Source organism: Stenotrophomonas sp. YJH_SMC_94-11, from assembly GCF_059370435.1.
Genome location: NZ_JCAFTR010000002.1, coordinates 524,682 through 539,927, shown reverse-complemented (window position 1 = coordinate 539,927; position 15,246 = coordinate 524,682). Strand labels below are relative to the sequence as shown.

General features: G+C 65.7%; 16 protein-coding genes and 1 pseudogene. 12 read left to right on the top strand and 5 right to left on the bottom strand.

Annotated elements, in window-relative coordinates; all coding sequences use genetic code 11:
* A pseudogene (locus tag AC5P74_RS06765) lies at window positions 1-616 on the bottom strand (RHS repeat-associated core domain-containing protein); the annotation flags it as partial.
* A 42-nt stretch (window positions 617-658) separates the two neighbouring features.
* Window positions 659-1,051 (bottom strand): hypothetical protein, encoded by a 393-nt coding sequence (locus AC5P74_RS06760; RefSeq protein WP_495222477.1) that lies wholly within the window; start codon window positions 1,049-1,051, stop codon window positions 659-661.
* 139 nt (window positions 1,052-1,190) lie between these two features.
* Here AC5P74_RS06760 and AC5P74_RS06755 point away from each other — a divergent pair, with 139 nt between their 5' ends.
* Window positions 1,191-2,012 (top strand): alpha/beta fold hydrolase, encoded by an 822-nt coding sequence (locus tag AC5P74_RS06755; RefSeq protein ID WP_495205048.1) that lies wholly within the window; start codon window positions 1,191-1,193, stop codon window positions 2,010-2,012.
* A gap of 35 nt (window positions 2,013-2,047) precedes the next feature.
* Here the strand turns inward: AC5P74_RS06755 and AC5P74_RS06750 are convergent, their stop codons facing one another.
* Window positions 2,048-2,842: an AraC family transcriptional regulator gene (locus AC5P74_RS06750; RefSeq protein ID WP_138952208.1), complete on the bottom strand. Its 795-nt coding sequence runs from the start codon at window positions 2,840-2,842 to the stop codon at window positions 2,048-2,050.
* 70 nt (window positions 2,843-2,912) lie between these two features.
* On the opposite strand from AC5P74_RS06750, the gene AC5P74_RS06745 reads away from it, so the two are divergent.
* From AC5P74_RS06745 to AC5P74_RS06725, 5 genes are all read left to right on the top strand, one after another.
* Window positions 2,913-4,883 (top strand): FUSC family protein, encoded by a 1,971-nt coding sequence (locus AC5P74_RS06745; protein WP_495205047.1) that lies wholly within the window; start codon window positions 2,913-2,915, stop codon window positions 4,881-4,883.
* A gap of 4 nt (window positions 4,884-4,887) precedes the next feature.
* A complete protein-coding gene (locus AC5P74_RS06740) occupies window positions 4,888-5,097 on the top strand; it encodes a DUF1656 domain-containing protein (protein WP_053498584.1) in 210 nt (69 codons plus the stop codon).
* Between the two features lies 1 nt (window position 5,098).
* Entirely contained in the window at window positions 5,099-5,983 is an 885-nt protein-coding gene (locus tag AC5P74_RS06735; protein ID WP_053498582.1) for an HlyD family secretion protein, read from the top strand.
* Window positions 5,980-7,416: an efflux transporter outer membrane subunit gene (locus AC5P74_RS06730; RefSeq protein ID WP_495205046.1), complete on the top strand. Its 1,437-nt coding sequence runs from the start codon at window positions 5,980-5,982 to the stop codon at window positions 7,414-7,416. The genes AC5P74_RS06735 and AC5P74_RS06730 overlap by 4 nt, the downstream gene beginning before the upstream one ends.
* A 134-nt stretch (window positions 7,417-7,550) precedes the next feature.
* Window positions 7,551-7,898 (top strand): RcnB family protein, encoded by a 348-nt coding sequence (locus AC5P74_RS06725; protein WP_053498578.1) that lies wholly within the window; start codon window positions 7,551-7,553, stop codon window positions 7,896-7,898.
* 385 nt (window positions 7,899-8,283) lie between these two features.
* Here AC5P74_RS06725 and AC5P74_RS06720 read toward each other — a convergent pair whose 3' ends face one another.
* Window positions 8,284-8,595 carry a hypothetical protein gene (locus AC5P74_RS06720; RefSeq protein WP_235642281.1) on the bottom strand — a complete coding sequence of 104 codons (312 nt, stop codon included), beginning with the start codon at window positions 8,593-8,595 and terminating at the stop codon, window positions 8,284-8,286.
* A gap of 154 nt (window positions 8,596-8,749) precedes the next feature.
* Between AC5P74_RS06720 and AC5P74_RS06715 the strand changes: the two genes are divergently transcribed.
* The 6 genes from AC5P74_RS06715 (at window position 8,750) to AC5P74_RS06690 (ending at window position 14,290) form a co-directional block, all read left to right on the top strand.
* Window positions 8,750-9,382, top strand: coding sequence for a YbbD-related protein (locus tag AC5P74_RS06715; RefSeq protein ID WP_253901986.1), 633 nt, complete (start codon window positions 8,750-8,752; stop codon window positions 9,380-9,382).
* Window positions 9,383-9,416: 34 nt separating this feature from the next.
* Window positions 9,417-9,947: a nuclear transport factor 2 family protein gene (locus AC5P74_RS06710; protein ID WP_329842075.1), complete on the top strand. Its 531-nt coding sequence runs from the start codon at window positions 9,417-9,419 to the stop codon at window positions 9,945-9,947.
* Between the two features lie 102 nt (window positions 9,948-10,049).
* Window positions 10,050-10,724 carry a response regulator transcription factor gene (locus AC5P74_RS06705; RefSeq protein WP_005416896.1) on the top strand — a complete coding sequence of 225 codons (675 nt, stop codon included), beginning with the start codon at window positions 10,050-10,052 and terminating at the stop codon, window positions 10,722-10,724.
* Window positions 10,721-11,962 carry a sensor histidine kinase gene (locus AC5P74_RS06700; RefSeq protein WP_053498570.1) on the top strand — a complete coding sequence of 414 codons (1,242 nt, stop codon included), beginning with the start codon at window positions 10,721-10,723 and terminating at the stop codon, window positions 11,960-11,962. Before AC5P74_RS06705 ends, AC5P74_RS06700 begins: the two co-directional genes overlap by 4 nt.
* Window positions 11,963-12,018: 56 nt before the next feature.
* Window positions 12,019-12,405, top strand: a complete 387-nt coding sequence (locus AC5P74_RS06695) for a diacylglycerol kinase (protein ID WP_005416899.1) — start codon at window positions 12,019-12,021, stop codon at window positions 12,403-12,405.
* 73 nt (window positions 12,406-12,478) lie between these two features.
* Window positions 12,479-14,290, top strand: coding sequence for a phosphoethanolamine transferase (locus AC5P74_RS06690; protein ID WP_495205045.1), 1,812 nt, complete (start codon window positions 12,479-12,481; stop codon window positions 14,288-14,290).
* Here AC5P74_RS06690 and AC5P74_RS06685 read toward each other — a convergent pair.
* Window positions 14,194-15,117, bottom strand: coding sequence for a M14 family metallopeptidase (locus AC5P74_RS06685; protein ID WP_495205044.1), 924 nt, complete (start codon window positions 15,115-15,117; stop codon window positions 14,194-14,196). The two genes, AC5P74_RS06690 and AC5P74_RS06685, sit on opposite strands and share 97 nt — an antisense overlap.
* Between the last annotated feature and the right edge of the window lie 129 nt (window positions 15,118-15,246).

Below are 15,246 nucleotides of genomic sequence, written 5' to 3'. Positions count from 1 at the left end.
TGTAGAACAACCCACTCGCATCCGTCGCCTGCTGGCCTGGGAAGCGCAGTGCCAGCTCGAATGCCACACCATCGCCATCTGGATCGGCACTTGGGATCTGGTTGCCGAACACTTCGCTCTTGTTGCTCCACTCCCAGATCGAGACATTCCGTACCGGATCGATCACCACGCGCGGCGTGCCCAGATGATCTGGTTGGACGTAGGCCAACTCCGGCACGCCGGTAGCCGGCACATTGATCAGCGCCACCGGGTAGTTATCCAGCCAGATGGCCTGCTGCTGCGCCTGGCCCGTGGCCGAGTAGTTGCCCAGCCACTGTCCTGCCTCGTCGTACAGCGTGATCTGCGCCGCGCCACCGGCCGGGGTGCGCAGCACGCGCTCACCGCGATGGTTGTAACCGTAGCTTTCCAGCACGGCATCACCCTGCCTCACCGCGTTCATGCGGTTCGCATCGTTGTAGATGAACGTCTTGCTGCCGATGCTGGTGGTATTCCCCGCTGCGTCATGGTTGCGCACCTCGCCATCCACCGCAGCCAGGCGATGGCTGGTTGGGGGATAGGTGTAGCTGGCGGTGCCTGCCGAAGTGGTCAGCGGGGTGCGATTACCGGTGGAGTCAAAATTCTCAAGCCCCCTCTTCGAAGAGGGGGCTGAGAAGGCACGCTACTCTTGTGATCCACCAGCCAAATGCTGCTTTCTCCTCAAGGCAACGAGAAAGAAGGCTGTCGCAGCTAGCAACGCGCCACACGCATCCCAGATTCGGTCAAGCCACAGCATCAAAGTGAAAATGGCCAGCCACATTACAGATAGTGCAAGAAACCATCCGCGCGTCAGCTTCATAGGGCTCAATACACAGTTTGAATTCCAACCATAGCGCAGACGATACCCAATGCAACCTAATAGATTGCCGGCATCCCTTCCTCCAACTGCTGCAACGCCGGCGACAAAGGGCAAAAGCAGCGTCAGATCCGACGCACCAGATGCCGGCAAGGTCAGCCGCGTTGATAGGGGGGGCGGAAGAACCAGCAGCGCAGGCGCAGCGACCTCATGCACCATGACTTCCTGCACAGGGAGTAGGTGTTATACCTCACTACATTACCAGCACGACCCGTCGCGAGGTCGGCAGGCTGTGGCACTCCGCTGCAGACCTGACCCATCGGAAGGGCTGGCACGCGCACGGCCCAGGGGAACGGCAATGAAGAGCAGCCGAGTGACGTTGTGGGCGCTGGCCGCGATGATGGCCGCAGTGGGCACCGCGCACGCAGGGGAAATCCAGGTGGATCGAGGCGCTTACGCACTGCAGGCCGAAGAAACGGGGTCAGGCCCGATCACCGTGGTCTTTGAATCCGGTTTCGGCCAGGGCGCGGGCGCCTGGAAGGAGGTGGTCGCGGGTCTGGGGCGCAACTATCACAGCATCACCTACGCCCGTGCAGGACTCGGCAAGTCCGGCAGCGACGGTCACCCCAAGCGCATCGATGCGCATCTGGCCGATCTCACGGCCGTGATCGATACGCTCGCACCCGGTCGCCGCGTGGTGCTGGTGGGTCACTCCTATGGCGGCCTGCTGGCCACGGAGTTTGCACGCCGCCATCCGGAGCGCCTGCAGGGCCTGGTGCTGGTGGACCCGGCCACGATGGGGCAGCGCCATGCGTTCAAGCAGGCCGACAGTGCACGCGTGCAGGCAGACGATGCCCAGCTGCAGGCAATGCTGCCGCCGGCCATGGCCGCCGACTATGCCGTGCTGACCGAACAGCTGGATGCACCCGGTGCGGAAACCCCGCGCACGATGCCGGACGTGCCGGTAGCGCTGCTGACTGCAACCCAGCTGGCTGCCGAACCGCTGTTCTTCGAAGAAACCGCAGCGGGCAAGGCGCTCTGGAAAGCACAGCACGCCCTGCTCTTTTCGGGATTCACGCGCGGCTGGCATCGCTACCTGGCAACCGGCCACACCCTCCAGCGCGAGGACCCTGCTGCGGTGGTGGCCGCGATTCAATCGGTCTCCGACACCTCGAAGTAGCCGTTCCAGGCAACTGCTTCCACCTTTGTTCCCCGCTACTGCCCGCGCAGGCGCACCGCGAAGTACCGCGCCGGGGAAAGGCCAAGCGCTTTCTTGAACATGGTGATGAAGGCCGTCACCGACTCATAGCCCAGCGTCTCGGAAACGCGTTGTACCGGTGCGCCCGCGGCAAGTTCTCGAATGGCGATGAGCAGGTGCAGCTGCTGCCGCCAGCGCCCGAAGGACAAGCCCGTTTCCCGTTCGATGAGCCGGGTCAATGTGCGCTCGCCCAGGGCCAGGCGCACCGCCCACTGGCTGATGGTGCTGCGATCTGCCGGATCCGCCGACAGCGCCGCCGCCAACGCCCGCACCTTCGGGTGATGGCTGACCGGCAGCGACAGATGCTCGGCCGGCATCTGCACCAGTTCGTCCAGCAGCACCCGCGCCAACCGGTCGGTGTGGCTGCCATGCGGGTAGTCCAGCGGCGCGTCGGCCAGGTGCAGGATCATCTCGCGCAGCATCGAGGAGATCGCCAGCGTGACGCACTGCGCCGGCAGGTCGACGATGCCGGGTTCGACGAACAGGTAGCACAGGCGCGCGTTGGCGGTGGCGCGGTTGCTGTGGGGCATGCCGCCCGGAATCCAGACGCCACACTGGGGCGGCACGATCCACAACGCGTTGGCCACTTCGCAGGTCACCGCCCCATGCAGCGCAAGAATCAGTTGGCCCTTGCGGTGCTCATGCACGGGAATTTCCGCGTCGTGCTCGGCCACCTGCAGGCGGCTGGCGACCGCCGGGCGATCGGTCTCGTCCGGGTCGAGGTCAAAGCCGGGGAGCGAAATGCGAGCCATTCTCACATTGACCGGTTTTAGCGATTGATTGTCATTGTAGCGAAATTCGCCATGGCGGCCGATCACTAGCATGAGCCGCATGCCCTCCCCTACCCCTTTCCGTCCCCATGTGTTCCAGGCATTCGCCCGGTTGAAAAGCCCTGCCCTCAGGACCGACCAGGAAGCAGTGCTGTTCTCGCTCAAATGCCTGCTCGCCACGTCGCTGGGGCTGTATGTCTCTCTGCGGATCGGCCTGAATCGCCCGTTCTGGGTGATCGGCACGGTCTATCTGGTGTCGCAGCCCCTTTCCGGGGCGACACTGAGCCGCGGCCTGTTTCGCCTGCTCGGTACCGTGGGCGGGGCCGTCGCCACCGTCGCGCTGGTGCCACGCTTCGCCAATGCACCCCTGGTGCTGAGCGCCGCGCTCGCCACCTGGATGTCGCTTTGCCTGTATCTGGCAATGCTCGACCGCACGCCGCGTGCCTATGCGTTTCTGCTGGCCGGCTATACCACCAGCCTGATCGGGTTTCCTGCGGTGATGGTGCCGGCAGACGTGTTCACCATTGCCATCACGCGGGTGCAGGAAATCGCCATCGGCATCCTGGCCGCAACGCTGGTCCATGGGCTGGTGCTGCCGCGCCGGGTTTCGTCGCGCGTGCACGCACGGGTTGCTGCCGTGCTGGATGATGCGGAACGATGGACACGGGACATGCGCGCCGGTGCATCGGACACGGTGCTGGTGACGGACCGCTCGAAAGTGGCAGCCGACCTGCTTGATCTGCACGTGTTGTCGATCCACCTGCCCTTCGACAGCGCCCACGGCGTGGCCCAGGTGCAGATCCTGCGCGCCCTGCATGACCGGATGCTGGACGTGCTGATGCTGTCCAGCGCGGTGGAAGATTCCATCGCTCGGCTGCGTTCACCGCAGGCCGGCACAATGGATGCAAGCGGCTGGCGCGATCTGCTGCAGGCCAGCCTCGCCACGCAACAGGCCGAGCTCGACCTGGCCCACGCCGACTGCCGCGTGCTGCAGGCGCAACTGCACACTGCCCGGCCCGACTGGCGCCTGCATGTACCTGCTCGCCTTGCGCGACATGCGCGTGGTGCGGCGCTTCACCGGGATCATCAGCTTGCCCTGCGCAGCGCGCTGGGCGCGTTCGTGGGCATCCTGCTGAGCTGCGTTCTGTGGATCGTCACCGGCTGGTCGGAGGGCGCCACGGCGGTGTCCATCATCGGCACGGCGTGCGTGCTGTTCGGCACGATCGAAGCGCCTGCGCCGCATGTCATGCGCTACCTGGTCGGCTCCGCCATCGGTGTCGCCGTCGGTCTTGTGTACGCCCTGGTGATCATTCCTTCGCTGTCGGGTATCGCCGGCCTGGTCGCCGCGCTGGCGCCGGTACTGCTGCTGTGCGGATCGTTCCTGGCCCGGCCGCCCTTCATCATGGCCGCGCTGGGCGTGGTGCTGACCTTCCCGCTCATCGCCGGCCTGGGTGCGACCAATGCGATCAACATCGTCGGCGCACTCAACAACAGCGTTGCGTTGTTCGTCGGTACGACGGTGGCACTGTGCAGCATGCAGCTGTTCCAGACCGCCGATGCGGGCCGCAACCGCGCACGGCTGGAGCGTTCGATCCGTCGGGATATCGCACGACACGCCGCCGGACAAGGTGGCGTGACCCGCGCTTGGCTCAGCCGCATGCTGGATCGAATCGGGCTGCTCGCTCCCAGGCTGCAGGGCCTTTCCAGCGCCGCGCACGACGTGCGGGCATTGTTTGCGGATGTTCGTGCGGCACGTGCATCCAGCCAACTCCGCGCACTGGAAAGCTGCCTGGACAATCCGCAGGTCCGGGCGCTTCAAGCACTGCTGATCGAACGCCTCGCCGAGCATTTCAGGGTTCGTGCTCACCCGCCGCGCCCTATCGACACCCATCTTCTGGAACTGCTGGACCGAATGCGCGAAGCAGTGGTGACCAGCAGCGGGGCTGATCGGGAGCATCTGTCGCACCTGCTCTGCGGGTTGCGCCGCGACCTTCTCGTACCTTTGTTCACCCACCGGCGCTGACCTCATGCTTCCTGATCTTTCGATTGATGGCGTGCTGATCCCCGGCCTTCTCGCCGTGGCCGCCGCCGCGCTGGCGCTGTCGATGCTGACCTCGCGCCTGCTCGCCAGTCTCGGCCTGTACCGCTTGTTCGCCGCGCGACCACTGGTGGGCCTGTCCCTGTTCGTGATCCTGGCGGAGCTGATGATCCGGCTCGCGCCCCTGTTCGAGAAATGAGATGAAACACACGCTTGCTGTCATCGGGCGCTGGAGCGCAACCCTGGTTGTATTCGCGATTGCTGTCGTTGCCGCACTGTCCATCTGGAAGCGTTACGAAACACGCCCGTGGACGCGGGATGGACGGGTGCGCGCCGACGTGGTGCGCGTTGCATCAGACATGGGGGGGCTGGTCACCCAGGTGCTGGTGCACGACAACCAGCGGGTGAGCGCCGGACAGCTGCTGCTGGTGCTGGACCAGCCGCGCTTCGCTGCCGCACTTGAGAAGGCCGACGCAGCGGCCAGCAGCGCACGCGCCACGCTGGCGCTGGCCCGCCGCGAATCGACGCGGGACAACGCACTGGGCAACCTGGTCGCTTCGGAAACCCGCGAACGCAATGCCGCCAAGGTCGATACCGAGCTGGCAGCGCTGGCGCAGGCACGGGCCGAACAGCGCGTTGCCCAGCTCAACGTGCAACGCACCGAGGTGCGTGCGACCACCGATGGCATCGTCACCAACCTGGACCTGCACGCGGGCGACTACCTGCAGCCGGGGGCACAGGCGCTGGCGCTGATCGACACCCGCAGCCTGCGCATCGAGGGCTATTTCGAGGAAACCAAGCTGGCCTGCATCACCGAGGGCGATGCCGCCGTGGCCCGGCTGATGGGCGACGACCACGACGTGCGCGGGCACGTGGATACCATCGCCGCCGGCATTGCCGACGATCAGCGCTCAAGCACCCACAACCTGCTGCCGGCGGTGGCACCGACCTACACCTGGGTGAGGCTGGCACAGCGGATCCCGGTACGCATCCGCATTGACGATGCGCGGCCGGATACCCGCCTGATCGTCGGTCGCACTGCGAGTGTGACCATCACGCCCTCGGCACAGGGAACCTGCAAGTGAGCCTGCGAACACTACGCGGTGGGCTGCTTGCCCTGCTGCTGCCGATGACGGCCTGCGTCTCCGGCCCCGACTATCACCTGCCTGCGAATGCCGTCGCTGCCTCCACACGCGCGGCGCAGGCGTTCGTCTCGGGCAAAGAGGCATCGTTCAGCCACGACCCACCACCGGATCGGTGGTGGGAACTGTATGGCGACCCCCAGCTTGACGCCTACGTACGCGATGCACTGGCGGCCAATACCGACCTGCGCGCCGCCGATGCCAACCTTCGGCGCGCCAGCGCTGCCGTGCTGGAGTATCGCGCGCGCGGTGCCCTGCAGGCCGACGTGGATGTATCGGGCACGCTCACCCATGCCGGTGGTTACACCCTGGCGTCGGCCGCGCCGCAGTCCTATGCGCTGGGCCTTCACCTCTCCTATCCACTGGATCTTGCAGGCGGCATCCGCCGCGGCATCGAAGCCGCCAACGCCGACGCGCAGGCCATCGCTGCGGCACGGGACCAGGTCCGCGTGGTCGTCGCTGCGGCTGTCACCCGTGCCTATCTCCAGATCTGCACAAGCAATCACACCCTCGCTGCGACCCGGCATGTGCTGGCGATACAGCGCGCCACGCTGGAGGCAACCCGTCGCCTGGCTGCAGGCGGGCGTGGAACGGACTTCGATGTCAGCCGTGCCGGAGCCGCGGTCAACCGGAGCGCGGCGGCGGTACCGCACCTGCTGGCAGAACGCCAGGCAGCACTGTTCGAACTGGCCGCACTGATGGGCAGGGTCCCGGCAGACTATCCCAGGGAGGCCGAAGCCTGCCCCCAGCCCCCTGAGCTGGAGCAGGCGCTGCCGGTCGGTGACGGCTGGCAGCTGCTCCAGCGGCGCCCCGACATACGTGCCGCGGAGCGTAGCCTTGCCGCGGCCACAGCGATGATCGGCGTAGAGACTGCGGAACTTTATCCGCGGGTCACCCTGGGCGCGTCCCTGGGCACGGCGGGCATGCGACGGCAGCTGCTTTCCGCCGACAGTTTCGGGGCGAGCGCCGGGCCGCTGCTGTCATGGCACTGGCCCAACCGCCGCGTGGCCAAGGCCCGCATCGCAGCGGCCGGTGCCAATGCAGATACGGCTCTTGCTTCCTTTGACGGCGCGGTGCTGCAGGCACTTCGCCAGACCGAGACAGCGCTTTCTGCCTGCACCCAGGCGCTTGAACGCGAGCGCAGCCTGGCACAGGCGCGTGGGGACGCAGCGCGGGCCGCGGGACAGGCGCAGCAGCTCTACCGTTTCGGCAGGATCGATTTTCTCGATGTGCTTTCGGCCCAGGCCGCGCTGGCAGATGCGGAGTCCGCATTGGCCGCATCGCGCGCGGACCGGATCGATCGCCAGATGGATCTGTTCCTGTCACTGGGCGGCGGCTGGGGCGCATTGGGTCCGGCCCCGGACGGGGCCCGTTGATCCGTTCCGGGGCGGCGACTGCACGTCACGCTGTGTGTTCAGGAAAGTGCCGCGCACACCCGTATTCATTCACACTGACTGCCCTATATTCCCGCCACAGCGCCGCATGCTGCGGCCATGACGGAGGCATCCCCATGAAGACCACACGTTTGCTTGCCATCGCATTGAGCGCAGCCACCGCGTTGGCCGCGGCCCCCGCCTTCGCCGATCCGCCGCACCACGCCCGCGGCAACGGCCCGCCGCCGCATGCAGGTGGCCCGCACAACCGCGATGCGCCGCCGCCGGGCTGGCAGAAGAAGGCCTGGCGTCGTGGCGACCGCCTGCCTTGGGCCGAAGTGGACCGCCGCTACTGGGTGGACGACTACGCGCGCTATGACCTGCGCGAGCCGGGCCGCGACCGGCGCTGGGTCCGGCAGTCCGATAACGAGTACCTGTTGGTGGAGATCGCCACCGGGCTGATCATCGACGCGCTGCATCGCTGACACCTCGTGCGGTGTCCCTCCGCGCGGCAGAACGCCGCGCGGAGGGATACTTCACGACCTGGGCTGTGACGATCGCGGCGCTTATGCCCCCGACGCTGTACCTGCCTTCGCGGCCGCCCGGCATGCATGCCCTCCCGCAGTGCGATATACGCGCACATCAGCGCTGTGGCAAACAGTCCCATCGCCACCAGCAGTTCGTATCCCCGATCACCGAAGAGCAGGCGGAGGGAGACCTCCAGTGAGCACAGCCTGCCACAGCGCAGGCCCTGCTCGTTGAAGCCATGGATGAGCACCAGCACGCCCATCAGCCCGCACAACGCCATCAGGGCCAGGCTTGCGATGAAGATGAAAGGTCGATGGATGCGCATGCGTTCGTCGCGGTCTTCTAGGGTGACGTCAAGCGCGACGTTGTGAGCACGCGATCGGAAGCATCCAGCTCCACCGACCAGGCTTCGGTATCCAGGCCCAGCCGGTTCTCATACCACCATCGCTGCGCACAGCGACCACTGCATCCACGGCTGGCATAGCGGGTAAAGGGAGCACCGGCGTGCTCCACCACGTCAGGTTGCCCCAGCGCCTGGAGTACTTCAGCCTTGCCCGCCCCCGGCCGAACCGAGGCAAGCGCGCGGGAATGCCACGCCGAGATTGCCGAGCAACCGGCAACGTACGCCAGGAACAGGCCGGCAAGCCCCCACATCAATGTCCTCATTGACAGATCCCCTCCTGCGCCGCGCGCCCGCGCATCATCCGCGCAGACCTTCCTCAACGTCAAACCGGCCTGTTGCGGCGCCCGTCATCCGTGCTAGCGTGCGCCGACCGATGATTCAGGATGGACACAGGGACGCCCGTCGATGGCAGGCAAGGGCCGGAAGGACAGGATCGCGCAGGAGATCGGCCTGTTCATGCAGCAGTACGCGCGCAAGGCGCAGCGCCATGCAGAACCCTGCGACCGGCTGTACGACCGGGGCTGGAAGCGCGGCTCAAGCGCTTGCCGCCCTAGGAAGTGGGTAGGCTGCTTTCCGCAGAGCATGACGAGGATGAGCAGCCCCGTTGCATGGGCCAGGCGCGCCATTGTCGTGACGTTCTGTAGCGCGCTATGCGCCTGCGGTATGGTGATGGACAGTTCGTTCGACACCCTGCAGGAGGCGCTTGACTCCGACAGGGTGAACAAGGGGTGGATTCCCGGCTGGGTGCCGCAAGCGGCGACCGATCTGCGCGAGGTCCATGACCTCGACTCCAACACCAGCGCGCTGGCCTTCACCAAGCCCGCTGCGATACCACTGCAGCTGCCTGCGGATTGCCAGGCGACCACATTCAACAACAGTGATCCTGTTGCATTCAATCGATACTGGTGGCCTGGCAACGGGACGCTCAGCGCGTCGTACCGCGTTTTTCGCTGCGCGCCCGAATCCGGAAAATCCGTCTTCGTCGCCATCAACAGGACCGAAGACCACGTGCTCTTCTGGCGAACCTACGCGCGCTGATGCGCCAGCGCCACCTATTCCTCCCCAGGACCCCATGATGCCCAACGCACGTGCACGCTTCGCCGCCCTCGTCCTTCTGCTCCCGGCGTGGCTGCCGGTCTTAGCCGCGCAGAACGCCCCTGCCGACGTCAAGGCCATCGAACAGGTGGTCGAATCGTTCCGCACCTCGCTGATCAACAAGGACAAGCCGACCTACATGAGCCTGTTCTTCTCTGACAAGCCGGAAGATATCGGCTGGCAGTTCGTTTCCGAGGACGCGCGCCTGCAGGACATCCGCAAGGCCAAGCCCGATGCGATCAAGGCGCGGCAGATTCCCGCCAACAACTTCATCGCGCTGATTGACGGGGCGGTGGCCTCGCCGAAGCTGAAAGAAGAGACATTCTCCAACACGAAGATCGAGACGGACGGCGATGTGGCCTCGGTAGCGTTTGACTACAGCTTTCACGACGATGGGGTGAAGACCAACTGGGGCAAGGAAATGTGGCAGCTGGTCCGCACCGAACAGGGCTGGAAGATCTTCTCGGTGATCTATTCGATCCGCGATTCACGCAGCCCGGCCAACTGAACGTCTTGAGGACGCCGAGCGCGGATTGCGATCCATTCAGCCAGGGCATTGGCATCCGGCAAGGGATCGGGCAGAGTTCGGCCACGTGCAAGGACGCTCGCAATGACCCGCCTGCTGATCATCGAAGACAACCCCGAACTGGTTGCCAACCTGTACGCCTTCTTTGAGCCGCTCGGCTATGTGCTGGACGACGCCCGTGACGGCGCCAGTGGCCTGCGTCGGGCCACGCAGAACGACTACGATGCCATCCTGCTGGACCTGATGCTGCCACGCCTGGACGGGATGGCGCTGTGCCGGAAGCTGCGCCAGGAGTTCCAGAATCCGGTGCCGATCCTGATGCTGACGGCGCGCGATCCGGTCGAAGACCGCGTGCAGGGCCTGGCGCTGGGCGCGGATGACTATCTGGTCAAGCCCTTCTCGCTGAAGGAGCTGGATGCGCGGATCAAGGCCCTGGTGCGACGCGCCCAGGGCCGCCAGGTCGACAGCGTACTGGCGTGGAAGGACCTGCAGGTCGATACGCGGTCGCCGCAGGCCTGGCGGCAGGGACGCTGCATCGCGCTGACGCCCACCTCGCACAAGCTCCTGTTGTGCCTGGTACGCGCGGCACCCGCCGTGGTCCGCAAGCAGGAGATGGAATACCTGGTCTGGGGCGACGAGCCACCGGACGGCGGCGCGCTGCGTACCCACATCCATGAGCTGCGCCTGCAGGTGGACCGCAGTTTCGACACCACGCTGATCGCCACGGTGCACAGCGTCGGCTGGCGCATGCCGGCGTGACCCCCGCCGCTCTCTACCGGCGCCTGACCCTGCGCACCCGCATCACGATTTCGTTCGTGCTGCTGATGGCCGGCGCCATGGGCTTCATCGTTCTGGCCGAACAGGTGGACTACGACCAGGTACGGGCCGCCGTCGTTGGACGCACCCAGGACAGCCAAGTACGCCGCCTGCAGGACGAGCTGGCTCGTGGCCAACGCCCCGCCCTGCCCTCCGGCAGCGCACTGTACGATGCCCGGAACGTACCTGTGGTGCTGCGCCAGTATGGCCTGGGCTACCACGGCGAAGCAGCACCCAACGAGTGGCACCTGCGCGTGTTCGACAGTGGCGGACAGCGCTACTACCTGCTGCAGGACGCGGCGCCTTATGGCTATCTGGAATACCTGATCAACGCCTTTGCAGCGCTGGTCATTTCGATCTGCGTGCTCGGCGCCTTCCTGATCGGTCGCAAGGTGGCGTCGCACGTCATCGCGCCCATCACGCAGTTGGCCGATGCCGTGCAGAGCGGGCGAAAGCCCTTTCCCTGCCAGGACGCACGCGACGAGATCGGTGTTCTGGCCCGTGCCTTTGCCCGGCACAGTGATGAACTGGAGCGTTTCCTGCACCGGGAGCAGTGCTTCAGCGGCGATGCCAGCCATGAGCTGCGTACGCCGCTGGCCATCATCGGCGGCGCTGCGGAAACCCTTGCCTGCCAGCTTCCTCCTGACAGCCATCTGGTTCCCAGCGCGGAGCGCATCCTGCGTACCACCCAGGAGATGCAGCGCCAGTTGTCCTGCCTGCTGTTGCTCTCACGTTCCCCCGGCTCAGTCCCGCGCAGCGAGGTGGCTTTGCGTCCGTTGATCGAGTCCTGCGTGGAGCGCTGCCAGCCCTGGCTGGCCGGCAAGCCGGTCGGCATCACCGTTGATCCCGGTCGCGAGGTAACGATGCACACCAGTCCGGACCTGGTACACAGCGTGATCTGGAACCTGACGCGCAACGCCTGCCAATACACCGAACAGGGCAAGGTCCGGATCACCCTGGACACCACCGCACTGATCATCGCAGACACCGGCCCCGGCCTGCCCTCCAGCATCGACCCGCAGCAGTTCCAACGATTCGTGCCCGGGGTACCGCACAGCGGCGAAGGATTGGGACTGTCCATCGTGCAGCGCATCGTCGAACACCTTGGCTGGACAATGACGGTACAGTCCTCGGAGCGCGGCTGCCGGTTCGCCCTGCACTGGCCTGCGGCCCGCATCTGACGTATTCCTGACAGTGGCGTGCACATGCTCGGGGTTGTCCCAACCTCGAGAACGGCATGCAGCACCCCAAGCACAGCGGCAAGTATCCGCACGGCAAGACCGGCCTGAGCCGCATCTTGCACACCCTGGTCCATTCGCGCGATGGCTTCATCGCGACCTTCCGCGGCGAGGCCGCCTTTCGCCAGCTGCTGCTGCTGCACGCGCTGTTGATCACTGCGGCGTTCGTGCTGGACATCAGTACAACCGAGCGCGCGTTGGTGCTGGCGGTCTGCTTCATCAGCCTGCTGGTGGAACTGCTCAACTCGGCAATCGAGGCCGTGGTTGATCGCATCTCGCTGGAGCAGCACCCGCTGTCGAAGAACGCCAAGGACATGGGCAGCGCCGCACAGACCACCGCGTTGTTGATGGTCGGCGCGGTGTGGGGCGTGATCCTGCTGGGCTAGGCCGGCAATCCTGACAACTTCCTGATAAGGCCGTTTCGATACTGCGCGCACTCCTGTTCCGCGGACCCTGCTCGTGCGTCAATGCCTCCGTTTTCCACGGCCCCATCCGATCATCCTGGTCTGGGCCGCAGCGTTTTTCTTCACCACGATTGGAAACATCGCCCTCTGGAAGTCGCTGTGGGAACTGATCGATCTCAACGGTGTGCGCAGCATCCTGTTCCTGGCCACCCTGCCGCTGCTGCTGTTCTGCCTGTTCAATCTGATGCTGACGCCACTGCTGGCGCTACCCTTCGTGCGCAAGCCGCTGCTGGTGCTGCTGGTTGTCGTCAGCGCCGGCTGCAGCTACTTCATGCTGCACTACAACGTGCTGATCGACCGCAGCATGGTGCAGAACGTGTTCGAGACCAACCAGGCCGAACTGAACGCTTATCTCTCGCTGCCGCTGCTGTTGACCCTGCTGGCGCTGGGCGTGCTGCCCGCTGCAGGGCTTGCCCTGGTGCGCACCGCCAGCGGAGCGGGTTCGATACGGTCGCTGCTGGTGTGGCCGGCCAACGTCCTGGCGTCACTGGTAATGCTGCTGGTGATCGGCTTTGCGTTCTACAAGGACTACTCCTCACTGCTGCGAAATAACCGCTACATCCGCGACCAGGTGCTGCCGTTGAACGTGATGCGCCATACCCACGGTTACCTGAAAAGCCTCTACAGCACCCGCCAGCAACCGTTGCGCCCGATCGGCACGGACGCGCGGCGCGTTCCGGGCCCACGCCCGAAGCTGGTGGTCATGGTCGTCGGCGAGACCGCGCGGGCACAGAACTTCCAGCTCAACGGCTACCCACGCGCAACCAATCCCCGGCTCTCACGCACGGAAGGCGTCATCAGCTTCAGTGATGTCTCCTCGTGCGGAACCGCAACGGCCATCTCGGTGCCGTGCATGTTCTCGCAGATGACCCGCCAGCAATACGACGACGTTCGCGCGGCGACCGAGGAGAACATGCTCGACATCCTGCAGCGTACCGGCGTCAGCGTGCTCTGGCGCAACAACAACAATGGCGGCTGCAAGGGCGTGTGCGAGCGCGTGCCGACCGAGGACATGCCTGCGCTGAAGGTGGCGGGCCAGTGCGTCAACACCGACAGCACCTGCTACGACGACGTGCTGCTGCACCAGCTTGGCACACGCATCGACGCGATCAACGGCGACGGCCTGGTCGTACTGCATCAGCTGGGCAGCCACGGCCCGACCTACTTCGAGCGCTATCCGGCTGCCTCGCGGGCCTTCAGCCCGACCTGCGACAGCAACCAGATCCAGCATTGCAGCAACGAGGCGCTGGTCAACACCTATGACAACACCCTGGTGCATACCGACCGGGTACTGGCGGAGACCATCGACCTGCTGCAAGGCTACTCGGACCGGCGCGACGTTGCGCTGATCTATGTGTCCGACCACGGCGAGTCGCTCGGCGAACGCGGCATGTACCTGCATGGCACGCCCTACTTCATCGCCCCGCGCGAACAGACCCAGGTGCCGATGGTGATGTGGCTCTCAACGGAGTTCAGCCGCAACGCGGGCCTGGACATGGCCTGCCTGCGTGGGAATGCGCTGCACCGGGCGCACAGCCACGACAACATCTTCCACTCGCTGCTGGGCCTGTTCGGGGTCAGCAGCACGGTGTACCAGCGTAATCTGGATGTGTTTGCCGGATGCCGCCCGTCGGGTTCGCCGGCTGTGGCCGCCACGCCGGCGAAGAAGCGGCACCGGCTGATGCCGGTCACCGCCCGCAACGTGGCGCGCTACTGCGCCGCCAGGGCGAAATCCAGGCCCGCACACACCGCCGCCACCTGGGCGTCGTTGCATTCCTGCGGGTTGGTGCGCGGGCTGTCCGGGTAGACCTCGGTGGTGCTGGCAAAGCGTGCGTCGGTGAAGCCGGCGCAGGCGCCGATCGAACGCGACTCGCCCCAGACCACGCCCGGCGACTGCAGCGGCAGGCCGACCAGGTTGCCGTCGGCATCGGCCGGGGCGATGTGGGTGATGGGCGCCACTGCGGCAATCAGGGCCTTCTGGAACTCGGCCTGCGGATCTTCGCTGTTGCCGATCACATAGAAGCCATCGGGAATCGTGTCGCGCTCGAACGGCTTGCCGTCGCGCGCGCAGCGCGCCGGATCGAACTCGTTCAGGTCGCTGTCGGTGGTCTCGTGCAGGTCCAGGTGCACCAGCAGGTTCGCCTTGCGCTCGCCCACCCAGGCCATCAGTGCGGCGGCTTCCTTGATCTGGCCGCCGTCACGGAAGCTACGGTTCGGATCGATCGCATCCGGGTTCCAGCGCTGGATGCGCTCGTAGCCCCACGGGCTGACGCATGGCGCGACGATCAGGTTCAGCCGGCCCAGGTAACGCTCGGCCTGCTGTTCCAGGAACTGCAGGGCGCCGTGCACGCCGCTGGTTTCGTAGCCATGCACGCCGCCGGTGATCAGCGCGGTCGGCAGCGCCGGGTTCCAGTCGTGGTTGACCACGGCGAACAGCGGGTAATGGTCCGGTGCATAGTCCAGCTGGCCGTACTGGATCACGTCGAAAACGCTGTCGTCCAGGCGCTCAAGGGCGGCCACCACGTCATCGTGGTAGCTGCGCTGGCGCTGCTGGCGGGCCCGCCACTGTGCGCGTTCCGCGTCGCCCCAGGGCTGTCCGGGGGTGCCGATCGGGTAGAACTGCGCAACAGTCATGGGGGTACTCCAGGGGTCGAACGGGGGGATGCAGCCGGACATTCTAAGCCTTGTCGCGCCTGTGGGTACCGCCACCCAGGCCCCGCCTTCATCCAGCCGGGGTCATCTGGTTGTAAAATCAACGGTTTT

What these genes read in the sequence shown, in the direction of transcription:
- AC5P74_RS06725 (WP_053498578.1), top strand. Translation starts at nt 7,551, where the DNA reads ATGAAGACCACACGTTTGCTTGCCATCGCATTGAGCGCAGCCACCGCG.
- AC5P74_RS06715 (WP_253901986.1), top strand. Translation starts at nt 8,750, where the DNA reads ATGGCAGGCAAGGGCCGGAAGGACAGGATCGCGCAGGAGATCGGCCTG.
- AC5P74_RS06710 (WP_329842075.1), top strand. Translation starts at nt 9,417, where the DNA reads ATGATGCCCAACGCACGTGCACGCTTCGCCGCCCTCGTCCTTCTGCTC.
- AC5P74_RS06760 (WP_495222477.1), bottom strand. Translation starts at nt 1,051, where the DNA reads ATGGTGCATGAGGTCGCTGCGCCTGCGCTGCTGGTTCTTCCGCCCCCC.
- AC5P74_RS06750 (WP_138952208.1), bottom strand. Translation starts at nt 2,842, where the DNA reads ATGGCTCGCATTTCGCTCCCCGGCTTTGACCTCGACCCGGACGAGACC.
- AC5P74_RS06755 (WP_495205048.1), top strand. Translation starts at nt 1,191, where the DNA reads ATGAAGAGCAGCCGAGTGACGTTGTGGGCGCTGGCCGCGATGATGGCC.
- AC5P74_RS06740 (WP_053498584.1), top strand. Translation starts at nt 4,888, where the DNA reads ATGCTTCCTGATCTTTCGATTGATGGCGTGCTGATCCCCGGCCTTCTC.
- AC5P74_RS06685 (WP_495205044.1), bottom strand. Translation starts at nt 15,117, where the DNA reads ATGACTGTTGCGCAGTTCTACCCGATCGGCACCCCCGGACAGCCCTGG.
- AC5P74_RS06705 (WP_005416896.1), top strand. Translation starts at nt 10,050, where the DNA reads ATGACCCGCCTGCTGATCATCGAAGACAACCCCGAACTGGTTGCCAAC.
- AC5P74_RS06735 (WP_053498582.1), top strand. Translation starts at nt 5,099, where the DNA reads ATGAAACACACGCTTGCTGTCATCGGGCGCTGGAGCGCAACCCTGGTT.
- AC5P74_RS06745 (WP_495205047.1), top strand. Translation starts at nt 2,913, where the DNA reads ATGAGCCGCATGCCCTCCCCTACCCCTTTCCGTCCCCATGTGTTCCAG.
- AC5P74_RS06720 (WP_235642281.1), bottom strand. Translation starts at nt 8,595, where the DNA reads ATGTGGGGGCTTGCCGGCCTGTTCCTGGCGTACGTTGCCGGTTGCTCG.
- AC5P74_RS06695 (WP_005416899.1), top strand. Translation starts at nt 12,019, where the DNA reads ATGCAGCACCCCAAGCACAGCGGCAAGTATCCGCACGGCAAGACCGGC.